Consider the following 26,517-nt stretch of genomic DNA (forward strand, 5'->3'; position numbering starts at 1 on the left):
CACGCCAGCGTGGCGACCCGTCCTGGTGAAATCAAGCGCACCTCCGGCGCCCAGCCAGCCCGCGCTCACGATTTGTCACATCCCCTGCCTACGCTACCTGCATGCCCATGCCTGATTTCTCCGCCCTGCTGCGTCGAAGCGACGTGTTCGGGCACCTGGGGGAGGAGGCGCTCGCCGCGCTGGCCCCTGAACTCCAATGGTTTTCACTGCCCGGTGGCCGCACGCTGTTCCACCGGGACGACCCTGCCGATGCCTTGTACCTGGTGGTACGCGGCAGCCTGGGCGTGTTCGACGGGCCCACCGAACGGGTCCGCCTGGTGGCAGCTGGCGACAGCGTGGGCGAGGTCGGGCTGATCACCGGTGAAGGCCGCCAGCACACCGCACGTGCATTGCGCGATACCGAGCTGCTGCGGCTGGACCGCGACGCCTTCGAAGCCCTCGTGCGCGAACACCCGCATGCCATGCTGGGCGTCGCACGCATGGCCATCACGCGACTGCAGGAACGCATGCGCGGCGACCAGCCTCCCGATGCGCCTCGCACCTTTGCCCTGCTTCCCGCCAGTGCCGATGTGCCAGCGCGCTCGCTGGCCATGCAGCTGGCGATGGAGCTGGAGCAGTGGGGCAGCTGCCTCGTGATCGACGCCGAGCACGGCGCGGGACGAGGCAGCGACTGGTTCGCCGAGAAGGAATCGCAGGTACGCTTCCTGATCTATCTGGACAGCACCGGTGACAGCCACTGGCGGCAGCGGTGCCTGCGCCAGGCTGACGTGCTGCTGCTTCCCGCCATGGCCGCGCAACCCGAACAGCCGTGGCCGGAAGCCATGCCGCGCGATCCTGCCCTGGCCGGCCATCGTGCGCGCCACCTGATCCTGCTCCATGCCGGGCGCCAGCCCAGCCTGGGCGCGGCGCAGCGCTGGCGCAGCCAGTTCAGCGGCGAGCTGCAGCACCACCATGTCGGAGGCCGCGGCGATATCGCGCGGCTGGCGCGATGGGTCAGCGGCCACGCACGCGGGCTGGTGCTCGCCGGTGGCGGTGCGCGCGGCGTCGCGCACTTCGGCGCGTTGCGTGCCCTGCGCGAAGCCGGACACACGTTCGATGCCGTGGGCGGCACCAGCATCGGCGCCATCATCGGCGCGGGCGTGGCGGCCGGCTGGGAGCTGGACGAGATGGTGGAAGACTTCCGTCGCCACTTCGTCGAAGGCCGGCCGCTGTCGGACTGGACCGTGCCGGTGGTGGCGCTGACCCGTGGCCGCCGTGCCGCCGGCATGTTGCGGCGCTCGTTCGGCGCGCTGGCGATCGAGGATCTGTCGCTGCCGTTCTTCTGCGTGTCCACCTGCCTGTCGGGCGAAGGCATGGTGGTGCATCGGCGCGGGCCGCTATGGCTGTGGCTGCGTGCATCGAGCGCGATTCCCGGCGTGCTGCCGCCGGTATTGAACCAGGGGCGCGTCTACGTCGATGGTGCGCTGGTCAACAACCTGCCCACCGACGTGATGGCCGACGACGGCATCGCACACGTCACGGCCATCGACATCCGCGCGGAGATCTCGCTGCTAACCACGGCCGAGGAATTCGCCACGCCGCCCTGGTGGCAGCTGCTGTGGCGCAACCAGGACGTGCGACGACCGGGCCTGGTGTCGACCTTGGTGCGCGCCGCCATGGTCAACAGCGAAGGTCCGAGCGAGCACCGCCGCGAACGCGCCGACCTGCTGATCACGCCGCCGCTGGAGCACATCGGCATGCTCGACTGGAAGGATTGGCAGCGCGCGATCGATGCGGGTTACGAGCACACCATGAAAGTGCTCGAAAAACCGTAGGAGCGCACCCAGTGCCGACCGCGGCGCGGTGTCGTCACCACAGTTTCAGGTTGTCGCGACATGGCCCTCACGATGACGTCGCTTCGTCGGCTGATCGCGCACTGGGTGCGCTCCTACAAATAGCGGCGTGATGCGGCGACGGGGTTACCATAGGCGCATGGACCCTCTACGCAAATACAAGGGCATATGGCCCACCCTGCACCAGCGCGTGTACGTCGACCCGATGGCCAGCGTGATAGGCGATGTCGAACTCGCCGATGACGTGTCGATCTGGCCCGGCGCCGTGCTGCGCGGCGACGTCAACTTCATCCGCATCGGCGCGCGCACCAGCATCCAGGACGGCGCCATCGTGCACGTCACGCACGATGGTCCGTACACGCCGGGCGGCATGCCGACCATCGTTGGCGAAGGCGTGACCGTGGGCCACGCCGCCGTGCTGCATGCCTGCACCATCGAGGACTACTGCCTGATCGGCATGCACGCCGTCGTGCTCGACGGCGCGGTGGTGAAGAAGCACGGTTTCGTCGGCGCCGGTAGCGTCATCCCGCCGGGCAAGGTGGTGGGCGAGGGCGAGCTGTGGTTGGGCAACCCGGCCAAGCGCGTGCGCATGCTCACCGACACGCAGATCGAGCAGCTGCATTATTCGGCCGACCACTACGTGCGGCTGAAAGACGAATACCTCGCCGCGCAATGACGCCACGCCGCGTGTTGTTCCTGTGCAGCCGTCATCGGCTGCGCAGCCCCACGGCCGCCGCGGTCTTCGCGGACTGGCCCGGTATCGAGGTGGACTCCGCCGGGCTGGCCGACGATGCGGAAACGGTGCTGTCGTCCGATCAGCTGGACTGGGCCGAACTCATCGTGGTGATGGAAAGCGCGCACCGCCGACGCCTGCAGTCGCGCCATGGCGCGCACCTGCGCGACAAGCGCGTGGTGTGCCTGGATATCCCCGACCGCTACACCTACATGCAGCCCGAACTGGTCGAGCTGCTGCTGCGCAAGGCCGGGCCGCTGCTGCGCTGAGCGCGCCTACTGCGCCGGACCGCCCGCGGACTGCTGCGCCTGGATGACGGCGGCACGGGCTTCATCCTGTCGGATCTGGATCTGCCGCTGCGCGTCGAGCTTGCCGCCCAGTAGCGAGAGGATGTAATTGGTGCTGTCGAATTCGCGCAGCAGCGAAAGCTCGCGTTGCGCTTCGTCCAGGCTGTTGTCGTTGATGGAACGCTCGACGTCGGCCGATGCGGCCGGGAACGATTCGTGCAGCTGTTCCTGCGCCGCCTTGTTCTGCGGATCGAGCTGCAGCACCGAGAGATAGAACTCGTAGGCGTTGCTGCCCGCCGGCGCGACCAGGCGCTTTTCCTTCACCGCGGTCTGCGCCAGGTCCAACAGGATGGATACGCCGCTGTCGTCCTTGCTGTCCGCCTGGCTGCCCACCGCGGCGGATGCGGTCGCCTTGCCTCCATGCAGCCACCAGAACACGCCGCCCACCACGGCGATCGCCGCGACGAGAGAAGCAACGACAAGCACGCGCCGGTTGGGCGCCGAAGACACAGTACTGGACATGACACCGCTGCAGTGGAGTCCCGCACACAGGGTCGACTGGTCCTCAGTTCCCCGGCGGAACTGTCACATTAGCGACGCCACATGTCAGCGGTGTGACTCGTCTGGACGTCCAAACGCGCCGCGGTCAGCTGAAGTGGCCGCCGGTGATGCGGCCGTCCTTGTCCAGCTCGGGGTAGTAGCGGCTATTGTTGTAGCGCATCTCCATGGTGGAGATGCTGCCCGGCAACAGCAGTTGCACGTCGGGATAGCGCGCGCGGAACTGCTCCGGTGTCGGGCGCGTCGCGATGAACGCGTCGAAGGCCTTCATGTCGGTCACGTAGCCGTGCACGACGACCGGCGCAGGTTGCGCCATGTCGTGACAACCACCCAGGGCGCAGGCCGCGATGATGGCGGCGATGATCAGCGAACGACGCATGGCGTGTCTCCGTGACGGGCCTGCACCGATTATGCGCCGTGGCCGCTCACAGACGGAACTCGATGCGCTGGCGCACCTGCGAAGCCACTGCCTTGCCGTCCTGCGTTCCTGGCGTGAACTGCCAGCGCCCCACGGCGGTGAGCGCGGCGCGATCGAACACGTAGCGCGGATCGGCGTCGGCGACGGAGGCACCGGTGACCGAGCCGTCCGGCTGCACGGTGAACACCACGTCGACCCAGCCTTGCCGGCGCGTGCGGCGGGCTTCGGCCGGATACACCGGCTCGACACGGCGCGTGAGCGCTGGCGCCACCGTGCCTGCCGCATCGCCAGGCGCGGTGCGTGCGCGCACTACCTGGCGCGGCGCGGCTTCGACCGCGGTCGATTCGACGTGCAGCTGGGCCAAGGCCTGCTCGGCCGGCGTGGGCGCGGTCGACGGCTTGGTCGCGGAAGCGGCTGGCGGGCCGGGTACGGGCACGGCGGGCGCGGGCATCACGCTCTTGCTGGCGGTGGCGACGTTGCTTGCCTGCACCTCGCGTCTGGCTTGTTGCTGGGCCACCTGCTGCGCTTCCTGTGCGGCGGCGTCGCGACGCGCCTGCAGCTTCGATTGCAGCAGGGTCAGCGTGTAGTTCTGCGGGTCGGCCTTGGCAAGCAGGGAGATCTGCCGCTGCGCTTCGTCGAGGTTGCCTTCATCGATGGTCTGCTCGGCGGCGCGCGAGGCGAACGGGAAGATTTCGCGCAAGGCATCCTGCGCCACGCGATTGCCGGGCTCGCGCCTGAGCACGGCCAGGTACAGCTCGAAGGCGTTGCTGCCGGCCGGCGCCAGCAGGCGCTGCTCGGCCATCGCCTGGCGCGCGTGCTGCAGCAGTTCGTCGATGCCGGCGCCTTCACGCACGATCGGGCCTGTCGCGGCCGTCACCTGTTGCGCCGGTTCATCGGCGTTGGCGCGGTACTTCAGTTCCCAGAAGATCACCGCGGCCGCGGCAACGATGAGGACGATGACGATCAATAGCCCATGGCGGACGACGCCATGGTGACGACGGTGCGACGAAACGAAGGACATGGCGGCACGCAGTGGGGAACGGGGACACCGGCGCACCAGCACGCCGACGGGCGCGCCACTCTAGTGAGGTCATGTTGCGAAGATGTTGCCTGTCTTCGCCCGCTGTGACGCGGCGCACACGCGACGGATGCCGCGTGCGCGCCGCCGCCGCTCAATGGCCCGGCAGCAGGCTGCTGTCCGGCGAGCCATCGGGGTGGGCGAACCACGACACGTGGTTATGCCCGCCCATGCAGCCCTTTCCTTCGTCATAGCTGGCCAGTGCACCCGCCTTGGTGGTCAGCGAGGTGCGATAGCAGCCGCCCAGCGAATCGCGGAAGTCGAACGTCTGCGCGCTCTGCTGTCCGCTGTGGCTGGCCAGGGCGCCGCTGGCGTCGAAGACCAGGGTGTCGGCGCTGTCGACGGTGTTCTGCATCTTCGCATCGTAGAGCTTGATGCCGAGCAGCCGCTTGGCGACGTGCTGCAGGTATCCCTGGTGCACCGTCGACGCCGCGCTGATGCTGCCGTCGCTGCCGGTCTGCTGGTTGTAGTCGAGCGTGAAGGGATAACTGACGTGCTGGCTGTGCTGCGCCGTCAACAGCTTGCCGAGGCGGCTCTCGCTCACGCTGTCGGACCACGTGCTCTGCCAGGTCTGCTGGCGATATGTGGTGGCGTTGATGGTGAACGTCTGGCGATCGTCGAAGCCCACCTGCTGCGTCACCGTGCTGGTCACGCGACCATGCGACGTGTTCGCGTAGCCCTCGATCACGAAGTGACGGTCCAGTGCCGTGGTGATGTCGCCGGCGGTATTGCCGCTGCTGTCAGTGGCCAACGTGCTGCCGATGGTCGGCGTGGGTGCCTGGCCGACCAGCGTGTTGCGCGTGATCCTGCCGGTGACCTGCTGCGCGTGCGCATCGCGGTAGATCAGCAACGTGGCGGTGGCGGAGAAGTAACCGTGCGCACCGGCGACCTGCAACGCCACTTCATGCGGGTTGCCATCGCTGAGCTGGCCGGCGAAGGGCGTGAGGTCCACCCTGTACGGCATGAAGTTCAGCGCCTGCACGCCCGGTGTCGGCCGCCACAGGTAAGGGTCGATGCCGCCGGTATAGACCCACGGATACACCGGCGCCACGCCGGCCGGCTGGCCATCGATGCTGATCTCCGCTTCGCGGAAGTTGCCGCCGCCGCATTCTTCCGCCTGCGCGGCGTACTGATCGGGCACGCAGGTGTACCAGAACTCATCGCCGCTCTGGCTCTGCGTGAACACGTCGAGATAGGCGCGCTCCACGTTGGTCGGCAAGGTGAGCGTCCGCGCCAGCTTGTCGCTCGGCATGTTCAACGTGGCGGTGCTCCCGACCGGATCGGCACCGAGCGGATAGACCGCATCCGGCGTGTCGGCCGCGCGCGCCACCGGCGTGGCCGGATAGAACAGCAGGCGCGCACTGCCATGGATCACGCCGGTATAGGTGCTGTTGACCAGGTTGCCGATCACGGCCTGTCCCTGGCCGGCGTTGCGCAGCAGCGCCGAGTAGTCGGTGAGATCGCGTTCCACGTGCCATGCCGGCGACACCGTCGCCGACGGCTCCTGCGTCGTGCCGAAATAGAGGTTCACGCCCGCCAGCCAGAGCGTCGCCGTGCGGTCGTACTGGCGACCCGCGGTCACCGAGAAATCCGCTTCGAGCACCACCTTGGACCACGCGCCGCTGCATGCGGTGGGCGGGGCATAGCTGTAAGGCCTTGCGCTGAAATCGTCGAAACTTACGTCGGTGAACAGCGTCACCACGCACGGCTGTCCCGGTGGCCGTGGCACCGATGGATCGGCGACTGCGACATTGTTCGAGCCGATCACCGGATCCGCGCTGCTCTGCGCCGACACCCCACCCAGCAAGACCAGCAACGCGGCCATCGCGAAACGACGGCGGACAAACCCCCAAGGCACCATGACGTTCTCCCCACGACGTGCCCCCTGCCGCGCGCACGCTAGCACAGCGGCGTATGGGCGGCGTGATGGTTACGGACGTCCAAATGAAAGAAGGGGAATCCCGGTGAGAAATCGTGAGAAAAGTCGTGAAATTGCCGTGGTGGCGTGCCGATCACGCTTGCAACGGGCTTAATTTCGGCACGTTGCTTGACGCGGGCGGAGAAGAGAAACGAGAGTGTGCGCCTTTCGACCATCGCAGCACGGCAACACCGCATGACCGAGCGAACCGCACCGACCCAACCGCCGACACCAGCGCGCGCATGGCGCCTTGGCGTACTCGAGGATGATGCGCAGCTGCGTGAAGGCATCATTCTTCCAGGTCTTCGCTACTTCGGTTTCGAAGTAACGGGCGCGGGCACGGCTGCCGAGCTCTACCGTCACATGTTGCGCCAGAGTTTCGACATGGTCGTGCTGGACATCGGCCTTCCCGACGAAGACGGACTGAGCGTGGTGAAGCACCTGCGGGAGATTTCCAATCTCGGCATCGTCATGCTCACTGCCAACACCGGCAGCGACGACCACATCCAGGCACTCACGCGCGGCGCCGATGCTTTCCTCAACAAGCCGGTGAACATCGAAGTACTGGCCGCGACGCTGCACAGCGTCGCTCGACGACTCGGCGGTACGCAGGCGCAAGCAGGCACAGGCCGCTGGCGCCTGGACACGGATGACTGGTGCCTGGTCACGCCCGCCGGCCAGGCGCTGCCACTCACGGCGCCGGAGCGCTGCCTGATGCGCCAGCTGGTGGCATCGCGCGGCGAGCCGGTACCGCGCGAAACCCTGATCGCGGCATTGGCGACGGACGTCTACGACTTCGACCCGCACCGGCTGGAGATGATGGTCCATCGCCTGCGCCGCAAGGCGCAGGACTCGGCCGGCCAACCCCTGCCGCTGCTCACCTCGCGTGGCCAGGGCTATCTGTTCGCCGGCGATGCCTGAAGAGCCGCGGGCGCCAGCTGCGGCGCCGATGGCTCATCGTGATGAAGCGGGAGTTGGATGCGGAACCGCGTCCCCTGGTCGGGTTGGCTGACGACCTCGATCGTTCCGCCCGCGGCATGCACGAGACTGGCGACGACTGACAGACCCAGCCCCGTGCCGCGACCGAACGGTTTGGTGGTATAGAACGGCTCGAACACCTTCGCCTGCACGTCCGCGCTCATGCCGGTACCGGTATCGGCCAGGATGAGTTCCAGGCATGCCGGTGATGCGCCCGGCGCCAACGCGACGGAAAAACGACCACCATCGGGCATGGCGTCGCGCGCATTGGCGGCGATGTTGAGCACCATCAACTCGAACTGGCCCCGGTCCAGCAGTACCGGCAAGGGCTGCGCACAGGCATCGCATTCGAGCTGGATATAGCGGCCCAGCAGCTGGCGCAGCATCGGCTCCAGTTCCGCCAGGGCGCGCGCCGCATCGAACACCTGCGTGCCGTCCACGTCCTGCCGGCTGAAGTTGAGCAGTTTGCGACTGATGGCCAATCCACGCAGCGCTGCCAGCTCCACGCCTTCCAGCGCGTTGATCAAGGCGGGCGTGCCCAGATCGGCCAGCTGTTCGCGCTGCGTGGCATAGCCCAGCACCACGTTCAGCACGTTGCCGAAATCATGCGCCACGCCGCTCGCCGCGCGGCCCACGGCATCCATCTTCTGCGAATGGATCAGCTGGTTGCGCGTGCGCTCGCGTTCTTCGATCTCCTGCGCGATCCGCCGGTTGGCCAGCTCGAGCGCTTCGCCGCGCTGGATGGACTGCGCCAGCGTGTTGCGCAACGCGGCGATGGTCTGGTCGAGGATCAACGCCACCAGCAGGTAGGCGAGCATCAGCATCGGCAACGTGTGGTACGCGTCCCAACCCAAGGGGCGCCGCTCGCCCAGCCACAGGTTGTCGGCAAGTTGGCCCAGTGCGAACACGCCCATCAGGCTCGCGTAGATGTTCCACAGCGTCCGCCGTCCCAGCACGATGCCGCCTACCGCCATCAACAACACGGGCGTGGGATCAGGCGGTGAATGGCTGTAACCGGTGGCCGCATAGGCGGCCGCGGCCGACAGCAGCACGATCGCCAGGAATTGACGGATGCCCAGGCGGAAACGCCCGCGGCGGATCAGCACGACGCCGACCCATGCCGACACCGCAATCACCACATCCGTCCCCAGATCCAGCGCCTGCCGCAGGTCTTCCATGGCAAGCAAGGCGAGTTGCGGTTCCACCGCGGCGGCGTACAGGCGCACCAGCACGATGGCCAGGCCCACGGCGATGAGCAGCACCTGCATGAAAGGGGCATTGAGGCGATCAACGGGATCGCTGGCCGGTGCCTTGGCGAGCCATTCCCGCACCGCGCGTAGTCCCGGAATGGTCACTGGATCTGGCCTCGGTTGCGACAGCTTGCCGGCCCATTTTTCCGTGCTTTTGAGCGGTGAGCAATCGTGAAGTTCGTGAGCATCGGAAGGCCTGTGTGCGCGGTGCAGATCGGTGCGTGACTTGCCTGGGATGCTCGCGGAATCTCGCTCGGCTTCATAGCGGAAGGCGCCTCGCGCCTTCCTTCATTTGGATTGCCGCGTGACCGGCGCGGGCCGTGATGCATGAGGGGAGTTCCTGCATCGCAGCCAGCGTGTGACGAGCGCCTGCAGGCGGCCCTGGGGAGACAACTGGTGAACACGATCTACAGCAAAGTCTGGAGCCACGCGCGTGGCGCCATGGTGGTGGCGTCCGAGCTGGCCAGCCGGATGGGCAAGGGCCGCGGCGCGGGATCCCGCGCGGTCGCTTCCGCAGTACTGCTTGCCGGTGTCGCGCTGAGCCCGATGGCTCAGGCCTGCGCGGGCCTCGGCTGGCCCGGCAGCGGCCTGGGGGCGACGAACGATGCGCTGACCTGCGCGTCGCTCGCGGCGACGCAAGGCAACTTGGTCAGCGCCGACAGCGTCACGACCGGCACCAACACGGCCGTTCCCGACACCACGCCCTACGTGTTGATCTCGGGCTCGAGCGCCAGCGGTCCCGTCAATGCCACGCTGGGCGGCTATGACGATGTCGCCATCGGTTCCGGCGCCAACACGGCCGGCAGCTACGCCGTGGCCCTGGGTTCGGGCGCGACCGCCGCCACCGACTACGGCCTGGCCATGGGCTACAAGGCCAACGCCTCCGGCGCTTCCGCACTGGTGGTCGGCGCCAGCAGCACGGCCTCGGGCACCAATGCCATCGTGCTTGGCGACGGCAGTACCGCGGCGGGCAACGGCTCGATGGTGCTGGGCACCGGCAGCCAGGCAAAGGGCAATTACGGCGTCGTGGTCGGCACCGGCGGTTATGCGGACTCGCTGTCCACCGGTGCCATCGTCATCGGCTACGGCGCCGAGGCCACCGACGGCGTCAACAGGTCCGGCGTGCTGAGCGGTTCGGTCTACAGCGTGGTGATCGGCGGTGGCGCCATCGCCTACTCCAACGCTCAGTACGGCGTGGCCATCGGCTACCAGGCCGGCCTGGCGCAGAACAGCCTCAACGCAGTCGCCATCGGTCGGCAGGCGGTCGGCTACGGTTCGGGCGCGGTGGCCGTGGGCACGGGTTCCTATGCCATCGGCTCCGGTTCCACGGCGGTGGGCGGCTGGTACGACGCCAACAACGATGGCGTGATTCCGCGCAGCTCCTCGCCGGGTGGCGAGAAGACCTGGGCCTACGGCCGCGGTTCGAGCGCCTTCGGCGGGGCATCCGTCTCCTTCGGCGACTTCGGCACGGCGCTGGGCACGCTCTCGTATGCGGGCGGCAGCCAGGTCACCGATGGCACGGACACGCTGGGCGGCTCCGTCGCGGTCGGCTACAAGTCCCGTGCTGCGGGCGACGGCACCGTCGCCGTAGGCCGCAACAGCCTGACGCAGTACGACAACGCCACGGCCGTGGGCAACAGCGCCGTCGCCTATGGACAGGACAGCGTCGCGCTCGGCCACAACGCGATCGCCGCCTACACCAACGACATGTCGCTCGGCAGCAACGCCTGGGCCGGCGGCGGCATGGGTACGCGCAACATGGCGATCGGCAACGGCGCCATCGCGGGCAACCCCAACGCCGACGTGACCGACACCTCACAGAACGTCAGCGACGCCATCGCCATTGGTGCCGCCGCGTCGGCAAGCCGCAACCAGTCCCTGGCCGTGGGCATCAACGCCATCGCCGCGGGCGAGCAGTCGGTGTCGAGCGGTTTTGGTGCGGATGCCGAAGGCGATTACTCGACCACCATCGGTTCCGGCAGCGCCGCGCTCGGCATGGGAGCGTCCGCCTTTGGTAACGGTGCCGTCGCCCTCAACGACTTCGGAACAGCGCTTGGCTATGGCAGCTTGGTCATGGCGGACAATGCCGTTGCGCTGGGTGCGTTCTCCATGGCCGATCGCGACAATGCCGTATCGGTTGGCAGCGAAGGCGCAGAGCGCCAGATCGTCCACGTTGCGGCGGGCACGGCCGATACCGATGCAGTCAACAAGCTGCAGATGGACCAGGCCGTTTCGGGTCTCGGCACAAGCACAGCCAGCGCGCTCGGAGGCGGCGCCGCCATGACGGCGACGGGATTGCAGGTGCCCACCTACGCGATCCAAGGAAGCAGCTATCACTCGGTTGGCGATGCGCTTACGGTGCTCGACAGCAGCGTGACATCGCTGGGCTCAGGTCTCACCCAGTTGAGTTCGCAGGTGAACGCCGTCCAGTCGAGCATGCCTCTGGGGACAGGAAATGGCCTGGCCATCGGCCATGGCAGTGTAGCAACCGATGCGCACGACACGGCCTTGGGTGACGGTGCCTCCGTAGGTGCCGACGGAGGCTCCGCCATCGGTAACCAAGCGATCATTGGTGCCGTCGCAACGAACGCTGTCGCGTTGGGCGCAAATAGCGTCGTCTCTGCCGCGTCCGGTACATCGATCGGCAATGGTTCGCAGGTGACGGGGCAAAATGCCGTCGCGTTGGGTGCAGGTTCTATCGCGGACCAGGCGGACACCGTATCGATCGGCAACGCAATCAGCCAACGGCGGCTGACGAATATGGCCGCCGGCATTGCGGCCACCGATGGCGTCAACGTGCAACAGCTCGCTCAAGCGCTGACCGATGCGAGCGTCAATGCTGAGGCTAGCGTCGATCACCTTGGAAGTTCGTTCGCCGCAGCCCTTGGCGGCAACGCGGTCATGGATTTGCGGAATGGCTTCGTGCTGCCTACCTATCTTGTCCAGGGCAATGCCTATAACTCGGTAGGTGACGCGTTCGCCGCCGTGGATGGCAGCCTCACCCTGCTTGGTAGCCGCATCAATGCGTTGCAGTCGACGGTTCCGACCGGCAGCGGCAACGGCATGGCCATCGGCAGTGGCAGCGTGGCGACGGATGGCCGCGATACGGCGATTGGCAAGGGCGCCACCATCGGTGCGGACGGCAGCACGGCGCTGGGCAACAACGCCACCATTTCCGCCGCGGCGACGAATGCGGTTGCCGTGGGCGCGGACACCAGCGTGGCCGCCGCTTCCGGCACGGCCATCGGCCAGGGCGCGCAGGTGACGGCGAATGCCAGCAACGCCGTGGCGCTGGGCGCAGACTCGGTGGCCAACGAGGCGGATACGGTATCGGTGGGCAACACCACGACGCAGCGCCGCGTGACCCATGTCGCTGCCGGCACCGCCGTCACCGATGCGGCAAACGTGGGGCAGGTGAACGAAGCCCTGGCGACGGCCAAGACCTATGCCGACGCCGGCGACCAGAAGACGCTCGATGCCGCCAAGGCGTACACCGACCAGGCCATCGCCAACTCGGATCTGGGCAATTTCAAGAACCAGGTCAACGACCAGTTCAACAAGGTCAATCGTCGCGTGGACCGCGTCGGTGCGATGGGTGCCGCGATGGCCCAGATGACCGCCAACACGTCCGGCCTCTCGGGCGAAAACCGGGTCGGCGTGGGCGCCGGTTCGTACAGCGGGCAGCAGGCGCTGTCGGTGGGCTACCAGCGCGCGTTCAACAACAACCGCGCCAGCATTTCGGTGGGTGCGTCGATGGCGGGCTCGGAGAGCTCGTTCGGCGTAGGTGGCGGCTTCAGCTGGTAAGGCAGGCAGGAGCGCCCTGCACGGGCGCTCCTCGCTTCATGCGAACAACAACTCGGGGATATCCATGAAACGCAACTTTCTCTGCCTGACCGCGCTGGCCGCGGCCATCGGCTTTGCGTCGGCTCAAGCCGCCGACACCACGGTTTCCGCAGACATCGCCGCCAAGATCAACACGCGGACGATGCAGAAGACCACGCACTTCGATCGCTTCATCATTACCTACCGCAATGGCAGCGCCGAGCGCAGCAGCGCATCGGCGGCCACACAGAACGTTACCGCGGCGGCATCGCGCGCCCAGCTGCACGCCTCGGCCAACGCAATCACCGGCGCCGCGCTCGGCATCACCTGGAAGCGCAAGCTCGCCATCGGCTCGGACCTCGTGCGCACCAGCCGCAAGCTCGACCGCAACGAGGCGATGGCGCTGATGCAGCAGATTGCCTCCGATCCGGCGGTGGCAGGCGTCGAACCGGACGTGATGCTGCATGCGGTGAAGGACTATGTCGCCCCCGCAGGCGCCAGCCCGGGTGGCAGCGCACCGAACGACACCTATTTCCCGCTGCAGTGGCATATGCGCCCGGGCAACGGCACCGTCGAGAAGGTCGGCCGCGATACGACGTCCTATGCCAACTGGGGCGGCAGCGGCGCCTCGTCGGCGTGGCCCAACTACGATGGCAGCGGCGTGACGGTGGCGATCATCGATACCGGCGTCATCCATCACGGCGACCTCAACGAGGGTTATGCCGGCGCCGGTTACGACATGATCAACGACGCGCTCGTCTCGGGCCGCACCACCGACGGGCGCGCGCCCGGCGGCTGGGATCTGGGCGACTGGACCAACGCCGAGCCGTACATCACCCAGTGCCTCGACGGCAACGCCAGCGCGGGCGAAGCCAGCAGCTGGCATGGCAGCCACGTGTTCGGCAACATCGCCGCGATCAACAACAACGGCACCGGCGTGGACGGCATCGCCACCAACGCCAAGGTCATCCCGATCCGCGCGCTGGGCCATTGCGGCGGCTACACCTCCGATATCGCCGACTCCATCACCTGGGCGTCCGGTGGACACGTGGATGGCATTCCCGACAACCCGAATCCCGCGCAGGTCATCAGCATGAGCCTGGGTGGTGATGGCACCTGCGCGGCGAGCGACGTCAGCGGTACGGCGATCGCCGGTGCCATCGCACGCGGCGCCACGGTGGTCGTGGCGGCGGGCAACGACAGCCAGGATGCTGCCAACCACACGCCGGCCAGCTGCCCGGGCGTGGTCACGGTGGCTTCGGTCGGCATCACCGGCAAGCGCGCGTTCTATTCCAACTACGGCAGCACGGTCACCATTGCGGCGCCAGGCGGCGGCATCTATGCCAACGACGCCAACACCGGTGCACAGGTGGACGCGGGCTTCGTGTGGTCCACGGTGAACTCGAGCGCGACTACCGAGAGCCAGGGCAATCCCGTGATCGGCGGCATGGCCGGCACGTCGCAGGCCACGCCCCACGTGAGCGGCATCGTCGCGCTGATGATCGAGGCGGTGAAAGAGGCGGGCCACGCCACGCTCACGCCGGACCAGATCCGCCTGGCGCTGATGAACTCGGCACGCAACTTCCCCAATACGCCGGACCACCCGATCGGCGCAGGTATCGTCGACGCCAACTCCGCCATCGCCGCCGCGGTGAACTACAACTCGGTGGCGCCATCCATCCCGTTGACCTCGGGTGTTGCCGTCACCGCCAGCGGCAAGGCCGGTGACGCGATCCTCTACCGCATCGACGTACCGGGTGGCGCCACCAACCTCACCATCCGCACGATGGGCGGCACGGGCGACGTGTCGTTGTTTGCCAAGCGCGCCAACCCGCCGTCCAGCGATGGTGGCAACGCGGACTTCAAATCAGTGAAGCCGGGCAACAGCGAATCGATCGTGCAGACGACCGTGGCAGCCGGCTCCTGGTATGTGCTGGTGGTTGGCGTGAAGGATTTCGCCAACGTGCAGGTGCTCGCCAGCTACACGGCGCACTGAGGTCGGAAGCTACATCCATCCCGCAGTATTGGCCCCGGTCCGGAGACGGACCGGGGCCTTTTTTTATCTGCGATCGGACGTCCAGACGTCCCTGTCGACGAGGTTTCGAAGGCGAGGCACGGTCGCGTGAAGGAATCGTCAGCTTGACGCATCGCAACCTTTGGTTGCGCTCGATGGACATACCGTCAGGCGCATCGATGACTGTTCAAGGCGCTGGCACGCGCCATGCACGTTGGATTGACGGGTCTCATGCCTAAATGACAAGGCTCTGACTGTTTCGCCCCGCAAGTGAGGCAAATCCGGTATCGGGTCTTGTCGGGTTCGTCGTGGCTGCCGACGACTGAAGATCGCGCGGCGGTTACCGCGAATACGTTGGTTGACGATCGCTCCTATCGGGGGCAACACCATGTCATCGAACGTACTTGGGGCGGTCGCAGTGTCGTTGCTGGCCCTGGCCACGGCGATGCCTGCGCTGGCCGCCGATCAGGATGCCGACGGACCCGGCACGGCCGGGTCGGTTTTGCCCTATGCGAGCACCCTGTCTTTACGCGCGCCTCTGGGCAGCGCCAGCACCGTGACCTACGCGCCGGCATCCCTGTCGTCGACGAGTGCATCCGCCCAGCCGACCCTGGTTGCCATGGGCGTGGCGGATGCACGCATGTTTCCGAACGCGGGTTACCTGCAGGTGTCGTCCAGGACACTCGGGCGATGGACATTCGCGTCCGCGGTCGCTGTTCCGGATACCGCTCCACTGGCGGCTACCACGGGAATGCCTGCCGCGTGGAACATGCCACGCTGGTCGGACGTCGACGATCCGACGGTCGTCGACTTCACGCCATTCGCGGCGAGCTATCGCATCAGCGCGACCGATCGTGTCGCGGTGTCGATGCAGATGAGCATGCGCAATCAGCCTTCGCGCAGCGCGCGCCTGATCGCTGCCAGCGCGAACATCTGGACGCTGACGCCCAAGGTCGCCTACACCAAGGTCATGCCGGCGTCCGAAGCGGACGCGTCGACCGTGGTTGCCTTGGGCAGTTTTTCGCGAACGGCGGTGGCCGGTTACCAGAACGTCGCGGTCGGCCGCATCGAGGCGCTCGTGATGCGCCGCAACGCCAGCGGCTGGGGCTACGGTGGCGTGGCCGCGTTGATCGAGCAGCCCTACATGGACTTCAACCCGGCGGCGGGAAAGCCTCCCGGAACCGACGTGAATACGGGACTCGCCATGGGCGTGGGCCCGCAGGTCAGCTGGAGCAGCCGCTGGCTGGGCAGCGGCATCGAGTTCCAGTGTCGATGGATCTATGAGTTCCGCTCGCCGAACGGACACGCCGACCAGCCCATGCTGCTGTCGGCCACGCTACATCTGTAGAGCGGCTCGACGCCATCCCCGGCGCTCAGATCAGCCGTAGCGCTGACGCAGTTCGAGGTAGACCGGATCGGTGTCAGGTCGCTTGCCGTGCCACAGCTCGAAGGCATCGGCAGCCGTTTCCACCAGCATGCCGAGGCCGTCGAACGCATAGCGCGCGTCGGCCGTGCGCGCCCAGGCGAGGAAGTCGGTCGCGGCCTTGCCATAGGACAGGTCGTAGCACAGGGCACGATTGCCGACGATGGCGAAGGGCAGGTCGAGCGACTTCCCCAGCACGCCCGCGGAAGTCGCGTTGACGATCAGGTCGAAGGCGCCGAGGTCGGCCAGGTCTTCCCAATAGCGCGTGTGCGCACGGGCCGGATCGCCGATGGCGTCGGCCAGCGCATCGGCCGTTTCCGGCGTGCGATTGACGATGGTGAGTGTTTCCACACCGGCATCGAGCAGCGCCCAGGCCGCGCCGTGAGCGGCACCGCCCGCACCCAACAGAAGGGCCGTGTGGCCGCGCAGATCCACCTGATGGCGCTCGGTGATGTCGCGCACCATGCCGTCGCCGTCGGTGTTGTGGGCCGCAAGGCGGCCTTCAGGCAGCAAGGTCAACACGTTGGCACTTCCGGCGCGCTGTGCGGCTGCGCTGCGTTCGTCCGCCAGTTCGAAGGCAGCGGCTTTGTGCGGAAGCGTGACGTTGGCGCCGCGGCCGCCTGCCTGGAAGAACTGGCGAACGGCGGAAGCAAAGTCCGCGGGCGCGGCGTCGATGGTGCGGTATTCCAGTTCCAGGCCGAACTGGCGCGCGAAGGCCTGGTGGATCTGCGGCGACAGCGAATGGCTGATGGGGTGGCCAAACACCGCGAACTGTCCTGCACTCATGCGAACTCCTGATGGCTTCGATGCCCTTCCGGCGGCGGAAGGGTCGCCCATTTTAGCGACACCAGCCTGTCTCGGTGCCTGCGGATAGGGGTCGCGGTTGCCATCGCAGGTTTTGAGATGAGCACCGTGCAGGCTTCGCCCATCGACACCACGGACCGAAGACCATGCGCCCGAATGCTTCCACCACCCGTCACGAACGCCTGCTCGGCGCGGCCCTGCTGTGGCTGCTGGCCGGCACCGTGCTGCTGGTTACCACGTTGGCGCCGGCGCACACCGATGACCTGGGCTGGACGCCGGCCTTCTGGCTGATGGGCGCGCCCCTGGCGCTGCTGCTGGCGCTCGAACCGGCCTTGCCGCGGCAACTGCTGCGCGCCCTGCGCCCGCGCCGCCGCCGCAACGCGTCGTTGATCTGGAACTGAATTCACCTGGCAGTGGATGCCGCGGTGCGGAGCACCGCGACGTGGGACGTCCGGCGATGGCTTGGGATAGCGGGCACCTTCGCAGGAACGGCGCAACGGAATGCGCCGCATGACGGCAGTCCAGGGAAGGGCTGCCGGAATAACCCCCACTCACCGCATTCTTGCCGGAACGCCAGCACTGCTCCTACAAGGGAGGCAACCATGTGGCGATGTGGACGTCTTGCGATAGACGGATGGCGGCACCTTCGCAGTGATGGCGCACCGGCAGTCCCGGGCTGACTTAGCACTCTCTCGCGAGAACGCGCCATCGCTTTCTGTAGGAGCGCACCCAGTGCGCGAAAAGCCTACAGGGCGATGACGCGACAACCGAATGAAGAGGCACCAGCGCAACGCCGCGGTCGCGCACGGGGTGCGCTCCTACCGTGAAGGCGTCTCGTCGCTAGTCGACGATGCCCAGGCGCTTGCGCTCCATGCGCCGCAGGAAGTCCTGCATGATGCGACCGTACAGCTCTTCGCCGAGATACGCGTCTTCCACGCCGGCATCGATCGACGGGTTGTCGTTCACTTCGATCACCACCGGCTTGTCGCCGACCTGCTTGAGGTCCACGCCGTAGAGGCCGTCGCCCACGGCCTGCGTGGCCTTGAGCGCGAGCTTCACCACTTCGGCCGGCGCCTCGCGCACGGGAATGGTCTCGAAACCGCCTGATTTCGCGGTGCCTTTCGCGCCGTGGTTGTAGATCTGCCAGTGGCCGCGCGACATGTAGTACTTGCAGGCGTACAGCGCTTCGTTGTTGAGCACGCCGATGCGCCAGTCGAATTCGGTATAGACGAATTCCTGCGCCAGCAGCAGCGCGCTGTGCTGGAACAGTTCGGCGGTGGCCTTGCCCAGCGCCTGCTCGTTTTCCACCTTCACCACGCCGCGCGAAAACGAGCCGTCGGGAATCTTCAGCACCAGCGGATAGCCAAGGCGGCTGGCGACGTCCTTCAGACCTTTGGTGTCATCGCGATAGAGGATCTCCGTACGCGGCACCGCAAGCTTGCGCGAGATCATCAGGTCGTTGAGGAAGATCTTGTTGGTGCAGCGGAGGATCGACGCCGGATCGTCGATCACCACCATGCCTTCGCGCTCGGCGCGATGCGCGAAGCGATAGGTGTGGTTGTCGCTGGCCGTGGTCTCGCGGATGAAGAGCCCATCGTATTCGGCCAGGCGCTGGTAGTCGTTCTTGTTGATGGGGTCGACTTCGATCCCCATCTCCTTGCCCGCCGTGATGAAGGCCTTCAGCGCCTTTTTGTTCGACGGCGGCATCGCCTCGGCCGGATCGACCAGCATCGCGATGTCGTAGCGGAATTGCTTGCGCGCCTTGGGCTTGCGCCACAGCTTCTTGCTGAAGCGGTCGAGTTCTTCGGCGAAGGCGTCTTCCTGCTGGTCCACCAGCGTGTGCAGGCCCACCGGCTTGATCGCGCTCACCTGCCATACGCGGTCGCGCTCGAACTCGATGCGCAGCAGCGGGCACGGGAACATTTCGAAGACCTGACGCGCAAGATCCTGCAGCGCGGGATACGCGGTCTGGCCGAAGTAGACCAGGATGCCGAAGTCGGTGGTGTCGCGTCCGCCGGCCGGCAGGAAATGCGTGAGCTTGGTGCTCAGGTCCTCGATGTCCAGGCCGTACAGCGATCGACGGCGCAGATCGTTCACCGTGCGCACGGTGGGCATCACGCGATGTCCACGCGCCTCCGCCAACAGTGAGACGTAGTAGCCCGTGCCCAGGTACTTGTAGCTACGGCACAGGTTGATGACGTGCGTGCGCTCTTCATCGGCGCCCACCGGCTCGCGCAGGTAGTCCATGGCGGTGACGACGTCGACGGAGGGGTAGTAGGAACTCCAGTCGGAAGCTTTCTCGACGACGATGACGAGACGAGTCATGACACCTCAGGCGGTTGGAAGTGTCGTCGCGTGGGGAACGAGGCGGCACGGCGCAAGGGCCGCAGTGTGGCACAGGAACGGGCGTGGCTATGAAGCCGCCCTAAATGCGCCGAAGGTCACGATTGCCGCATGCGCCCCCGAGGACTAGAGTGCGCCGCTTGGTCCACTCTGCGCTCGACGGGATCCGCCCCTGATGACCCCCATGCCCGCGACCGCCGCCGTACGCGTGCGCCGTGCCGAACTCTCCGATCTCGATGACCTGGTGGCGCTGGAAGAGAGCAGCTTCGCCACCGACCGCCTGAGCCGCGAGCAGTATCGGCGGCATCTCGACAGCGAAACCGCCCAGGTACTGGTCGCCAGCGCCAACCACCGCCGTTTCCTGGGCACCGCCGTGGTGTTCTTCCGCAAGGGCTCGAAGGTGGCGCGGCTGTATTCCATCGCCACCCATGCGGAGGCCCGTGGCAAGGGCGTGGGCTCGGCGCTGCTGGAAGCCTCCGAGCAACTGGCCAAGCGACGCGGGTGCAAAGTGTTGCGGCTGGAGGTGCGTACGGACAATGCCGTGGCGATCCGACTCTACGAGCGACTGGGCTACGACCGCATCGGGCGTTATGCGCGGTACTACGGCGATGGAGCGGATGCGTGGCGGTATGAGAAGAAGGTGGGGTGACCCCTCACCCCAGCCCTCTCCCCGGAGGGGAGAGGGAGAGAGGTGGTGGCGACCTACAGACCTCCGCACCGCCCAACAAAGTTGCTTTAAGTCCTCTTCGCTATGGCGCGTTGCGGTGTAGCCGCTCGGTTCGAGGTATTAACGAGCGCACCAAGGCTAGCCTCGGTCGTCCGACGCTTCTATCCCACGTACTGCTATGAGCCTTGGCTCTGAAGGCCATTTTCTTTGGGTTACTTTTCTTTTGGGCCAGCAAAAGAAAAGTGACTCGGCGGCCGGCAGGACGTCGAAACGCCCGCTGCGTAAGCGGCATGCTTGCGGTAGCGTGGCTACCGAAGGCCGCGCTCGCTCTAGCAAAAACCAAACATGCAGACCGGCGCGAAAGGCTGTCGCGCACTGGGTGCGCTCCTACAGAGGAATACCGAGCGGATCGGTCGCGCCGGAACCTCAGAACGGCTGCGCGATGCGCTGCTCCGTCGCCTCATCCGGCCGCGCCACCAGTGCCCCCGTGCGCATCAGACTCACCGTGTAATGCCCCTGGTCCACCAGCGGCAGATACGCACCGCTGCCGAACAGCACGTCGACGTCCGGCACCCAGCGCGGATACTGCTTGTGCAGGTCGAGCAGATCGAACGCGCCCGCCTCGCGGAAGTCCGTCACGGTGCGCGGCGCATGGGCCTCTTCGTTGGGGTCGTCATAACGACCGGACACACGGTCGAGGCGGTACAGCGGCGGCAGGCCTGACAGCATGGCGGGCAGCTTCCACTTCAGCACCACCGCCTCCACGCGCCACGCATCGCCCGCCACCGGTATCTGGCGAATCGTGCCGTCGGGCCAGTGCAGGATGAGTTCCCAGCGCTGCGGCGAGAGGATGCGGGCGTCGATCTCGACCACCGGCGTCTCGTCCGTCAACAGGCGATAGCCGCGCAGGGTGAGGCCCAGGCCCGTCAGCACCAGGGTGAAGGCCATGCCGACCAGCACCAGCACGGTGCGTCCCGCGGCCGCCCACCGGTGACGGTGGTCCAGGCGGTGACGCAGGATCACGAGTTGCACCAGGGTGAACAGCAGCGCGATCGCTGCAAGGATCAGCAGGATCGTCGTGGGCAGGCGCAGCAGCGCGGTCCAATCCATCGTCGTTACTTCGGACTTCCGTACCGCGCGGGGCGGCGACGGGGTCATGATAACGGCAGCCCGGGGGGAAACGTGGCGTGAATGCGCCTTATAGCGTCTTGCTCGCCACGATTTTGAGGCTTCCCTATACTCCGTCCGTTCCCTACGGAAACCCTGCGATGCGTCGACTTCACCTGCTGCTTCCGCTGTGCTCCACGCTGGCCCTGCTGGCCGGCTGCGGCAACAAGGGGCCGCTGTACATGCCCAAGCCCACGCCAGCACCCGCCGCAGCGCCGGTGGCCCCCGCGCCGAAGCCGGTCACGCCGGCACCCAATGCCGTGCGCGGTTTCGTGACCGACATGACGGCGTTCGACGCTTTCATCGCCACGCATCCGACGCCTGACCAGTTCCGCGCGAACTATCCGGACGTGCTGCTGGTACTGCCGGGCACGGTCGCCACGCGCGAGTTCCGCACCAACAACAGCCGCTATTTCGCCGAGCTCGACAAGGACGGTCGCATCTCCGGCGGCAAGTTCATGTGATGAAGCTGCCGTTCTCCAAGATGCACGGCATCGGCAACGACTTCGTCATGGTCGATTGCCGCCAGCAGCCGTTCGCGTTGAGCGAGGCGCAGATCCGCGACATCGCCGATCGCCACACCGGCGTGGGCTTCGACCAGCTGATCAGCATCGAGCCGCCGCGCGATCCGTCGTGCGCGTTCTACTACGGCATCTGGAATGCCGACGGCTCGCCCTCGGGCCAGTGCGGCAACGGCGTGCGCTGCGTGGCCGCATGGCTGCACCGCGCGGGCGAGCTGGCCATCGGCGACATGGTGAAGGTGGAAAGTCCCTCCGGGCCGGTGACGGTGCGTCTCAACGGTCCCAACGAGGTGACCGTGGACATGGGCGTGCCTTCGTTCGATCCGGCGACCATTCCCTTCATCGCGAACGCCGAAGCGGATCGCTACGGCATCGACGTCGGCGACGAGGTGCTGGAGATCGGCGCGCTCTCGATGGGCAATCCGCACGCGGTAGTGGTGGTGCCTGATCTGCATGCGCCGTCGCTATTCCGCCTCGGTCCTTTGCTCACCACGCACGAGCGTTTTCCCCAAGGCGCCAACACGGGCTTCGTCCAGGTCATGGGGCGCGAGCTCCTGCGCCTGCGCGTGCACGAGCGCGGCAGCGGCTGGACCATGGCCTGTGGCACCGGCGCCTGCGCCGCCATGGCGGTGATGCGCCTGCGCGGCGAAGTGGATGAACGCGTGCACGTGGAACTGCCCGGCGGCACGCTGACCATCGAATGGGAAGGGCCCGGGCATACGCTGTGGATGACCGGTCCGGCCACCTTCGTGTTCGAGGGTGAATGGCTGGGCAACGCTCCCACTCATTGAAAGCGGACACCCGGACATCGCACACTCGGGGCCGCGACGTATCGATCCGCTCGAGGAAATACCGATGTCCGACTCCGCACTCGCCGAAACCATGAGCGCCAGCGACGTGGCGGCCTACCTGCGCCGGCACCCGGAGTTCCTCACCGACTTTCCCGACCTCGCCGCCCAGCTCACGCTGCCACGCGAACAGGGCTCGGTCGCCTCGCTCGCGGCCTACCAGCTACAGAGCCTGCGCGAGAAGAACGCCGAGCTGGAACGCCAGCTCGCCAGCCTGATCAGCATCGCCGCCGACAACGAGCGCCTGATGCAGCGCATCCACGACCTCAACGTGGCCGTGCTGCGCGCCAGCACGCCCGCCGTGGCCGCGCGCAGCGTGGTAACGCGCCTGGGCGAGGATTTCCAGACCGACCACGTGCGCCTGGTGCTGTTCGGCAACATCGGCTTGCCGCCGGCGGACTGGCTGGTCCATGTGCCCGGCGGCCGTGCATCGATGCCGGAGTTTGCCGATTTCCTCGCCAACCACGAACCGGTTGCCGGCCGCCTCTCGGCCGAGCGCCTGTATCGCCTGTTCGGTGATCGCGCGCCGGACATCCGCTCCAGCGCGATCATGCCGCTGGGCGAGTTCGGCATCCTCGCCATCGGCAGCGGCGACGCGGACCACTTCCAGCCCGGCATGGGCACGCTGTTCCTCAAGATGATCGCAGCCACCGTCTCGGCGGCGCTGCGGCGCTCGCAGGAAGGCGTGTAACCCGGCGATGAAGCCGCAGGAACAGGTCGACGCCTGGCTCGCCCGTCTGGGCAACGAGCGCAAGGCGTCGATACACACGGTAGATGGCTACCGGCGCGACCTGTCCAAGCTGTTGCGCTGGATGGATGCGCAGGGCATCGACAGCTTCGATCGCCTCGAACCCAACCGCATGCGGGGCTTCGTCGCCGGCGAGCATCGCGGCGGCCTCTCGCCCAAGAGCCTCCAACGACTGCTGTCTTCGTGCCGCAGCCTGTTCCGCCACCTGACCCGCGAAGGGTCGCTCGGCCATGACCCGCTGGCCGGCGTGCGCGGCCCCAAGGTGCACCGCAAGCTGCCCGAAGTGCTGGACGTGGACGAAGCCACCCTGCTGGTGGAGGCGCAGGCCGAAGGCGCGCTGAACCTGCGCGACCGGGCGATGATGGAACTGTTCTATTCCTCGGGCCTGCGCCTGTCCGAGCTGACCGGGCTGCGCTGGATCGACCTGGACCTGCAGGCGGGCGAAGTGCGCGTGCTCGGCAAGGGCAGCAAGACGCGCATCGTGCCCGTGGGGCGGCATGCCGTGACGGCCTTGCGTGCGTTGGGCGAGGCCGAGGGCGTGGTGCCCGAGCAGCCCGTGTTCAAGGGGCGTGGCGGTGAGCCGATCAACCCGCGCACGGTGCAACTGCGCCTCAAGCAGATCGCCCTGGTGCAGGGCATGCCCAAGCGCGTGCATCCGCACCTGCTGCGCCACACCTTCGCCAGCCACATGCTGGAATCCTCCGGCGACCTGCGCGCCGTGCAGGAACTGCTCGGTCACGCCGACATCGCCACCACGCAGATCTACACCCATCTGGATTTCCAGCACCTGGCCAAGGTGTACGACGCCGCGCATCCTCGGGCCAAGCGGAAGTAGGCGCGCCATACCGCTCCCTTGTAGGAGCGCACCCAGTGCGCGACCGCCACGCGAAAGGCCCCTCGACTGACGGTTGTCGCGACGGGTTATGCCAGTCGAAATCGCGTGGAACAGCGGCACGGCATCTCTGCTCCGTAGGCTTATCGCGCACCGGGTGCGCTCCTACAGGGAGGTCGGCGGCTTGGATTTGCCCTTCGGGAGCCCCACTTCTGGCGAATTCGTACTCTGCGGAGCTCCCATGGAATCCTTTCACGCCACCACCATTGTCTCGGTGCGCCGTAACGGCCGCATCGTGATCGGCGGCGACGGCCAGGTCACCCTCGGCAACACGGTGATGAAGGCCAATGCGCGCAAGATCCGCCGCCTGGGCAAGGGCGACGTGCTGGCCGGCTTTGCCGGCGCCACGGCGGACGCGTTCACCTTGTTCGAGCTGTTCGAGCAGAAACTGGACAAGCACGGCGGCAACCTCACCCGTTCGGCGGTGGAACTGGCCAAGGAATGGCGTACCGACCGCCGCCTGGGCCGCCTCGAAGCCATGCTGGCGGTCGCCGACAAGGACGCCTCGCTGCTGATTTCCGGCAACGGCGATGTGCTGGAACCCGAGCACGGCTTGATCGCCATCGGCTCCGGCGGCCCCTACGCGCAATCCGCCGCGCTGGCGCTGATGGAGAACACCGACCTGGATGCACGCGCCATTGTCGAGCGTGCGCTCAAGATCGCCGGCGACATCTGCATCTACACCAACCACAACACCACGATCGAAGAGCTGTAAGCGCAAGGCGCGACAGTCTTTCCACCGTCATACCCGCACGGCGCCTTCATCAGCCGAAGGCTGCCTGGCAGGGAACCAGCGCCTTCAAATGACTGGCGATACTGGATTCCGGCCCGCGCCGGAATGACGGGCGAAAACCACACTTTTCCGGTGACCCCATGTCCGAACTCACTCCCCGCGAAATCGTCAACGAACTCGACCGCTACATCATCGGCCAGCACGACGCCAAGCGCGCCGTGGCCATCGCGCTGCGCAACCGCTGGCGCCGCATGCAGCTGGAACCGGGCCTGCGCGACGAAGTCACGCCCAAGAACATCCTGATGATCGGCCCCACCGGCGTGGGCAAGACCGAGATCGCGCGCCGCCTGGCCACGTTGGCCAACGCGCCGTTCGTGAAGGTCGAAGCCACCAAGTTCACCGAGGTGGGCTATGTCGGCAAGGACGTCGAATCCATCGTGCGCGACCTTGCCGACGTGGCCTACAAGCTCACCCGCGAGCAGGCCATGAAGCGCGTGCGCTCGGTGGCCGAGGACCGCGCCGAGGACCGCATCCTCGACGCGCTGCTGCCACGCCGCCAGCAGCCCACCGACTGGAGCCACGACCCGGCGCCGGCCAACGACGCCCAGAACGACACGCGCCAGAAGCTGCGCAAGCAGCTGCGCGAAGGCGCGCTGGATGAGCGCGAGATCGAACTCGACTTCGCCATGAATGTCGGCGTGGAGATCATGTCGCCGCCGGGCATGGAGGAGATGGGCCAGCAGCTGCGCCAGATGTTCCAGAACATCGGCGGCGCCAAGACCCAGCAGCGCAAGCTGGCCATCAAGGCAGCGCGTCCGCTGCTGGTGGAAGAAGAGGCGGCCAAGCTGCTTAACGAGGAAGAAGTGCGCACGCAGGCCATGCAGGCCGCCGAGCAGAACGGCATCGTCTTCATCGACGAGATCGACAAGGTCGCCCAGCGCTCCGAGTGGGGCGGTGCCGGCGTCAGCCGCGAAGGCGTGCAGCGCGACCTGCTGCCGCTGGTGGAAGGCTCGACGGTGTCGACCAAGTATGGCCCGATCAAGACCGACCACATGCTGTTCATCGCCTCGGGCGCGTTCTCGCTGGCCAAGCCCTCGGACCTGATTCCGGAGCTGCAGGGCCGCCTGCCGATCCGCGTGGAGCTGTCCGCGCTGTCGGTCGATGACTTCAAGCGCATCCTGCGCGAGCCGCATAACGCCTTGACCAAGCAGTACATCGCGCTGCTGGGCACCGAGGGCGTCACGGTGCAGTTCACCGAGACCGGCGTCGACCGCCTGGCCGAGGTCGCCTTCCAGGTGAACGAACGGACCGAGAACATCGGCGCCCGCCGTCTTCACACCGTCATGGAGCGGCTGCTGGAGAAGATTTCTTACGAAGCTGCCGACAAATCCGGTGAAAATTACGTGATCGACGACGAATATGTCGATAAAAACCTCGGAACGCTCGTCAAGGACGAGGATCTGAGCCGTTACATCCTGTAAAC

23 protein-coding genes are annotated in these 26,517 nt (G+C 66.8%); 15 read left to right on the forward strand and 8 right to left on the reverse strand.

Annotation, left to right across the window (positions count from 1 at the left end):
* The first annotated feature begins 101 nt into the window (after positions 1-101).
* The 3 genes from CA260_RS20665 (at position 102) to CA260_RS20675 (ending at position 2,834) form a co-directional block, all read left to right on the forward strand.
* Entirely contained in the window at positions 102-1,814 is a 1,713-nt protein-coding gene (locus CA260_RS20665) for a patatin-like phospholipase family protein (RefSeq protein ID WP_111984959.1), read from the forward strand.
* A gap of 157 nt (positions 1,815-1,971) precedes the next feature.
* Positions 1,972-2,508, forward strand: a complete 537-nt coding sequence (locus CA260_RS20670) for a gamma carbonic anhydrase family protein (RefSeq protein WP_111984960.1) — start codon at positions 1,972-1,974, stop codon at positions 2,506-2,508.
* Positions 2,505-2,834, forward strand: coding sequence for a low molecular weight protein tyrosine phosphatase family protein (locus CA260_RS20675; protein ID WP_111984961.1), 330 nt, complete (start codon positions 2,505-2,507; stop codon positions 2,832-2,834). The genes CA260_RS20670 and CA260_RS20675 overlap by 4 nt, the downstream gene beginning before the upstream one ends.
* A gap of 6 nt (positions 2,835-2,840) precedes the next feature.
* Here CA260_RS20675 and CA260_RS20680 read toward each other — a convergent pair whose 3' ends face one another.
* The 4 genes from CA260_RS20680 to CA260_RS20695 all read right to left on the reverse strand — a co-directional run bounded on the left by CA260_RS20680 (position 2,841) and on the right by CA260_RS20695 (position 6,767).
* Entirely contained in the window at positions 2,841-3,374 is a 534-nt protein-coding gene (locus CA260_RS20680) for a hypothetical protein (protein WP_111984962.1), read from the reverse strand.
* Positions 3,375-3,498: 124 nt separating this feature from the next.
* Positions 3,499-3,789, reverse strand: coding sequence for a hypothetical protein (locus tag CA260_RS20685; RefSeq protein WP_111984963.1), 291 nt, complete (start codon positions 3,787-3,789; stop codon positions 3,499-3,501).
* 46 nt (positions 3,790-3,835) lie between these two features.
* A complete protein-coding gene (locus tag CA260_RS20690; RefSeq protein ID WP_111984964.1) occupies positions 3,836-4,849 on the reverse strand; it encodes a TonB family protein in 1,014 nt (337 codons plus the stop codon).
* A gap of 151 nt (positions 4,850-5,000) precedes the next feature.
* A complete protein-coding gene (locus tag CA260_RS20695) occupies positions 5,001-6,767 on the reverse strand; it encodes a peptide-N4-asparagine amidase (protein WP_111984965.1) in 1,767 nt (588 codons plus the stop codon).
* A gap of 252 nt (positions 6,768-7,019) precedes the next feature.
* Between CA260_RS20695 and CA260_RS20700 the strand changes: the two genes are divergently transcribed.
* The gene (locus CA260_RS20700) at positions 7,020-7,745 is read left to right on the forward strand and encodes a response regulator transcription factor (protein WP_111984966.1); all 726 of its coding nucleotides are present in this window, start codon (positions 7,020-7,022) and stop codon (positions 7,743-7,745) included.
* Here the strand turns inward: CA260_RS20700 and CA260_RS20705 are convergent.
* Positions 7,721-9,157 carry a sensor histidine kinase gene (locus CA260_RS20705; protein WP_111984967.1) on the reverse strand — a complete coding sequence of 479 codons (1,437 nt, stop codon included), beginning with the start codon at positions 9,155-9,157 and terminating at the stop codon, positions 7,721-7,723. The genes CA260_RS20700 and CA260_RS20705 overlap by 25 nt on opposite strands.
* Before the next feature lie 291 nt (positions 9,158-9,448).
* Here CA260_RS20705 and CA260_RS20710 point away from each other — a divergent pair, with 291 nt between their 5' ends.
* The 3 genes from CA260_RS20710 to CA260_RS20720 all read left to right on the forward strand — a co-directional run bounded on the left by CA260_RS20710 (position 9,449) and on the right by CA260_RS20720 (position 16,236).
* Positions 9,449-12,856: an ESPR-type extended signal peptide-containing protein gene (locus tag CA260_RS20710; protein WP_172461943.1), complete on the forward strand. Its 3,408-nt coding sequence runs from the start codon at positions 9,449-9,451 to the stop codon at positions 12,854-12,856.
* Between the two features lie 64 nt (positions 12,857-12,920).
* Positions 12,921-14,870 carry a S8 family serine peptidase gene (locus CA260_RS20715; RefSeq protein WP_172461944.1) on the forward strand — a complete coding sequence of 650 codons (1,950 nt, stop codon included), beginning with the start codon at positions 12,921-12,923 and terminating at the stop codon, positions 14,868-14,870.
* A gap of 406 nt (positions 14,871-15,276) precedes the next feature.
* Complete coding sequence (locus tag CA260_RS20720) at positions 15,277-16,236, forward strand: hypothetical protein (RefSeq protein WP_146745399.1); 960 nt, start codon at positions 15,277-15,279, stop codon at positions 16,234-16,236.
* Between the two features lie 30 nt (positions 16,237-16,266).
* Here the strand turns inward: CA260_RS20720 and aroE are convergent, their stop codons facing one another.
* Positions 16,267-17,097, reverse strand: a complete 831-nt coding sequence (gene aroE / locus CA260_RS20725) for a shikimate dehydrogenase (protein WP_111984970.1) — start codon at positions 17,095-17,097, stop codon at positions 16,267-16,269.
* 164 nt (positions 17,098-17,261) lie between these two features.
* Here aroE and CA260_RS20730 point away from each other — a divergent pair, with 164 nt between their 5' ends.
* On the forward strand, positions 17,262-17,516 hold the full coding sequence (locus tag CA260_RS20730) for a hypothetical protein (RefSeq protein WP_111984971.1): 255 nt from the start codon (positions 17,262-17,264) through the stop codon (positions 17,514-17,516).
* A 439-nt stretch (positions 17,517-17,955) separates the two neighbouring features.
* Here the strand turns inward: CA260_RS20730 and CA260_RS20735 are convergent, their stop codons facing one another.
* Entirely contained in the window at positions 17,956-19,440 is a 1,485-nt protein-coding gene (locus tag CA260_RS20735; protein WP_111984972.1) for a RimK family protein, read from the reverse strand.
* 193 nt (positions 19,441-19,633) lie between these two features.
* On the opposite strand from CA260_RS20735, the gene CA260_RS20740 reads away from it, so the two are divergent.
* Positions 19,634-20,107 carry a GNAT family N-acetyltransferase gene (locus CA260_RS20740; RefSeq protein ID WP_172461945.1) on the forward strand — a complete coding sequence of 158 codons (474 nt, stop codon included), beginning with the start codon at positions 19,634-19,636 and terminating at the stop codon, positions 20,105-20,107.
* A 444-nt stretch (positions 20,108-20,551) separates the two neighbouring features.
* Here CA260_RS20740 and CA260_RS20745 read toward each other — a convergent pair whose 3' ends face one another.
* Positions 20,552-21,235 (reverse strand): hypothetical protein, encoded by a 684-nt coding sequence (locus CA260_RS20745; RefSeq protein WP_111984974.1) that lies wholly within the window; start codon positions 21,233-21,235, stop codon positions 20,552-20,554.
* Positions 21,236-21,393: 158 nt separating this feature from the next.
* Here CA260_RS20745 and lptM point away from each other — a divergent pair, with 158 nt between their 5' ends.
* The 6 genes from lptM (at position 21,394) to hslU (ending at position 26,515) form a co-directional block, all read left to right on the forward strand.
* Positions 21,394-21,756: an LPS translocon maturation chaperone LptM gene (gene lptM, locus CA260_RS20750; RefSeq protein WP_172461946.1), complete on the forward strand. Its 363-nt coding sequence runs from the start codon at positions 21,394-21,396 to the stop codon at positions 21,754-21,756.
* Complete coding sequence (gene dapF, locus CA260_RS20755; protein WP_111984975.1) at positions 21,756-22,604, forward strand: diaminopimelate epimerase; 849 nt, start codon at positions 21,756-21,758, stop codon at positions 22,602-22,604. Before lptM ends, dapF begins: the two co-directional genes overlap by 1 nt.
* A 64-nt stretch (positions 22,605-22,668) precedes the next feature.
* Positions 22,669-23,352 carry a DUF484 family protein gene (locus CA260_RS20760; RefSeq protein WP_111984976.1) on the forward strand — a complete coding sequence of 228 codons (684 nt, stop codon included), beginning with the start codon at positions 22,669-22,671 and terminating at the stop codon, positions 23,350-23,352.
* 7 nt (positions 23,353-23,359) lie between these two features.
* Positions 23,360-24,244 (forward strand): tyrosine recombinase XerC, encoded by an 885-nt coding sequence (gene xerC, locus CA260_RS20765; protein ID WP_111984977.1) that lies wholly within the window; start codon positions 23,360-23,362, stop codon positions 24,242-24,244.
* 238 nt (positions 24,245-24,482) lie between these two features.
* The gene (gene hslV / locus CA260_RS20770) at positions 24,483-25,016 is read left to right on the forward strand and encodes an ATP-dependent protease subunit HslV (RefSeq protein ID WP_111984978.1); all 534 of its coding nucleotides are present in this window, start codon (positions 24,483-24,485) and stop codon (positions 25,014-25,016) included.
* A 158-nt stretch (positions 25,017-25,174) separates the two neighbouring features.
* Positions 25,175-26,515 carry an ATP-dependent protease ATPase subunit HslU gene (gene hslU / locus CA260_RS20775; RefSeq protein ID WP_111984979.1) on the forward strand — a complete coding sequence of 447 codons (1,341 nt, stop codon included), beginning with the start codon at positions 25,175-25,177 and terminating at the stop codon, positions 26,513-26,515.
* The last annotated feature ends 2 nt before the right edge of the window (positions 26,516-26,517 follow it).

The sequence above is a fragment of the Dyella jiangningensis genome (assembly GCF_003264855.1).
GTDB classification, from domain to species: Bacteria; Pseudomonadota; Gammaproteobacteria; order Xanthomonadales; family Rhodanobacteraceae; genus Dyella; species Dyella jiangningensis_C.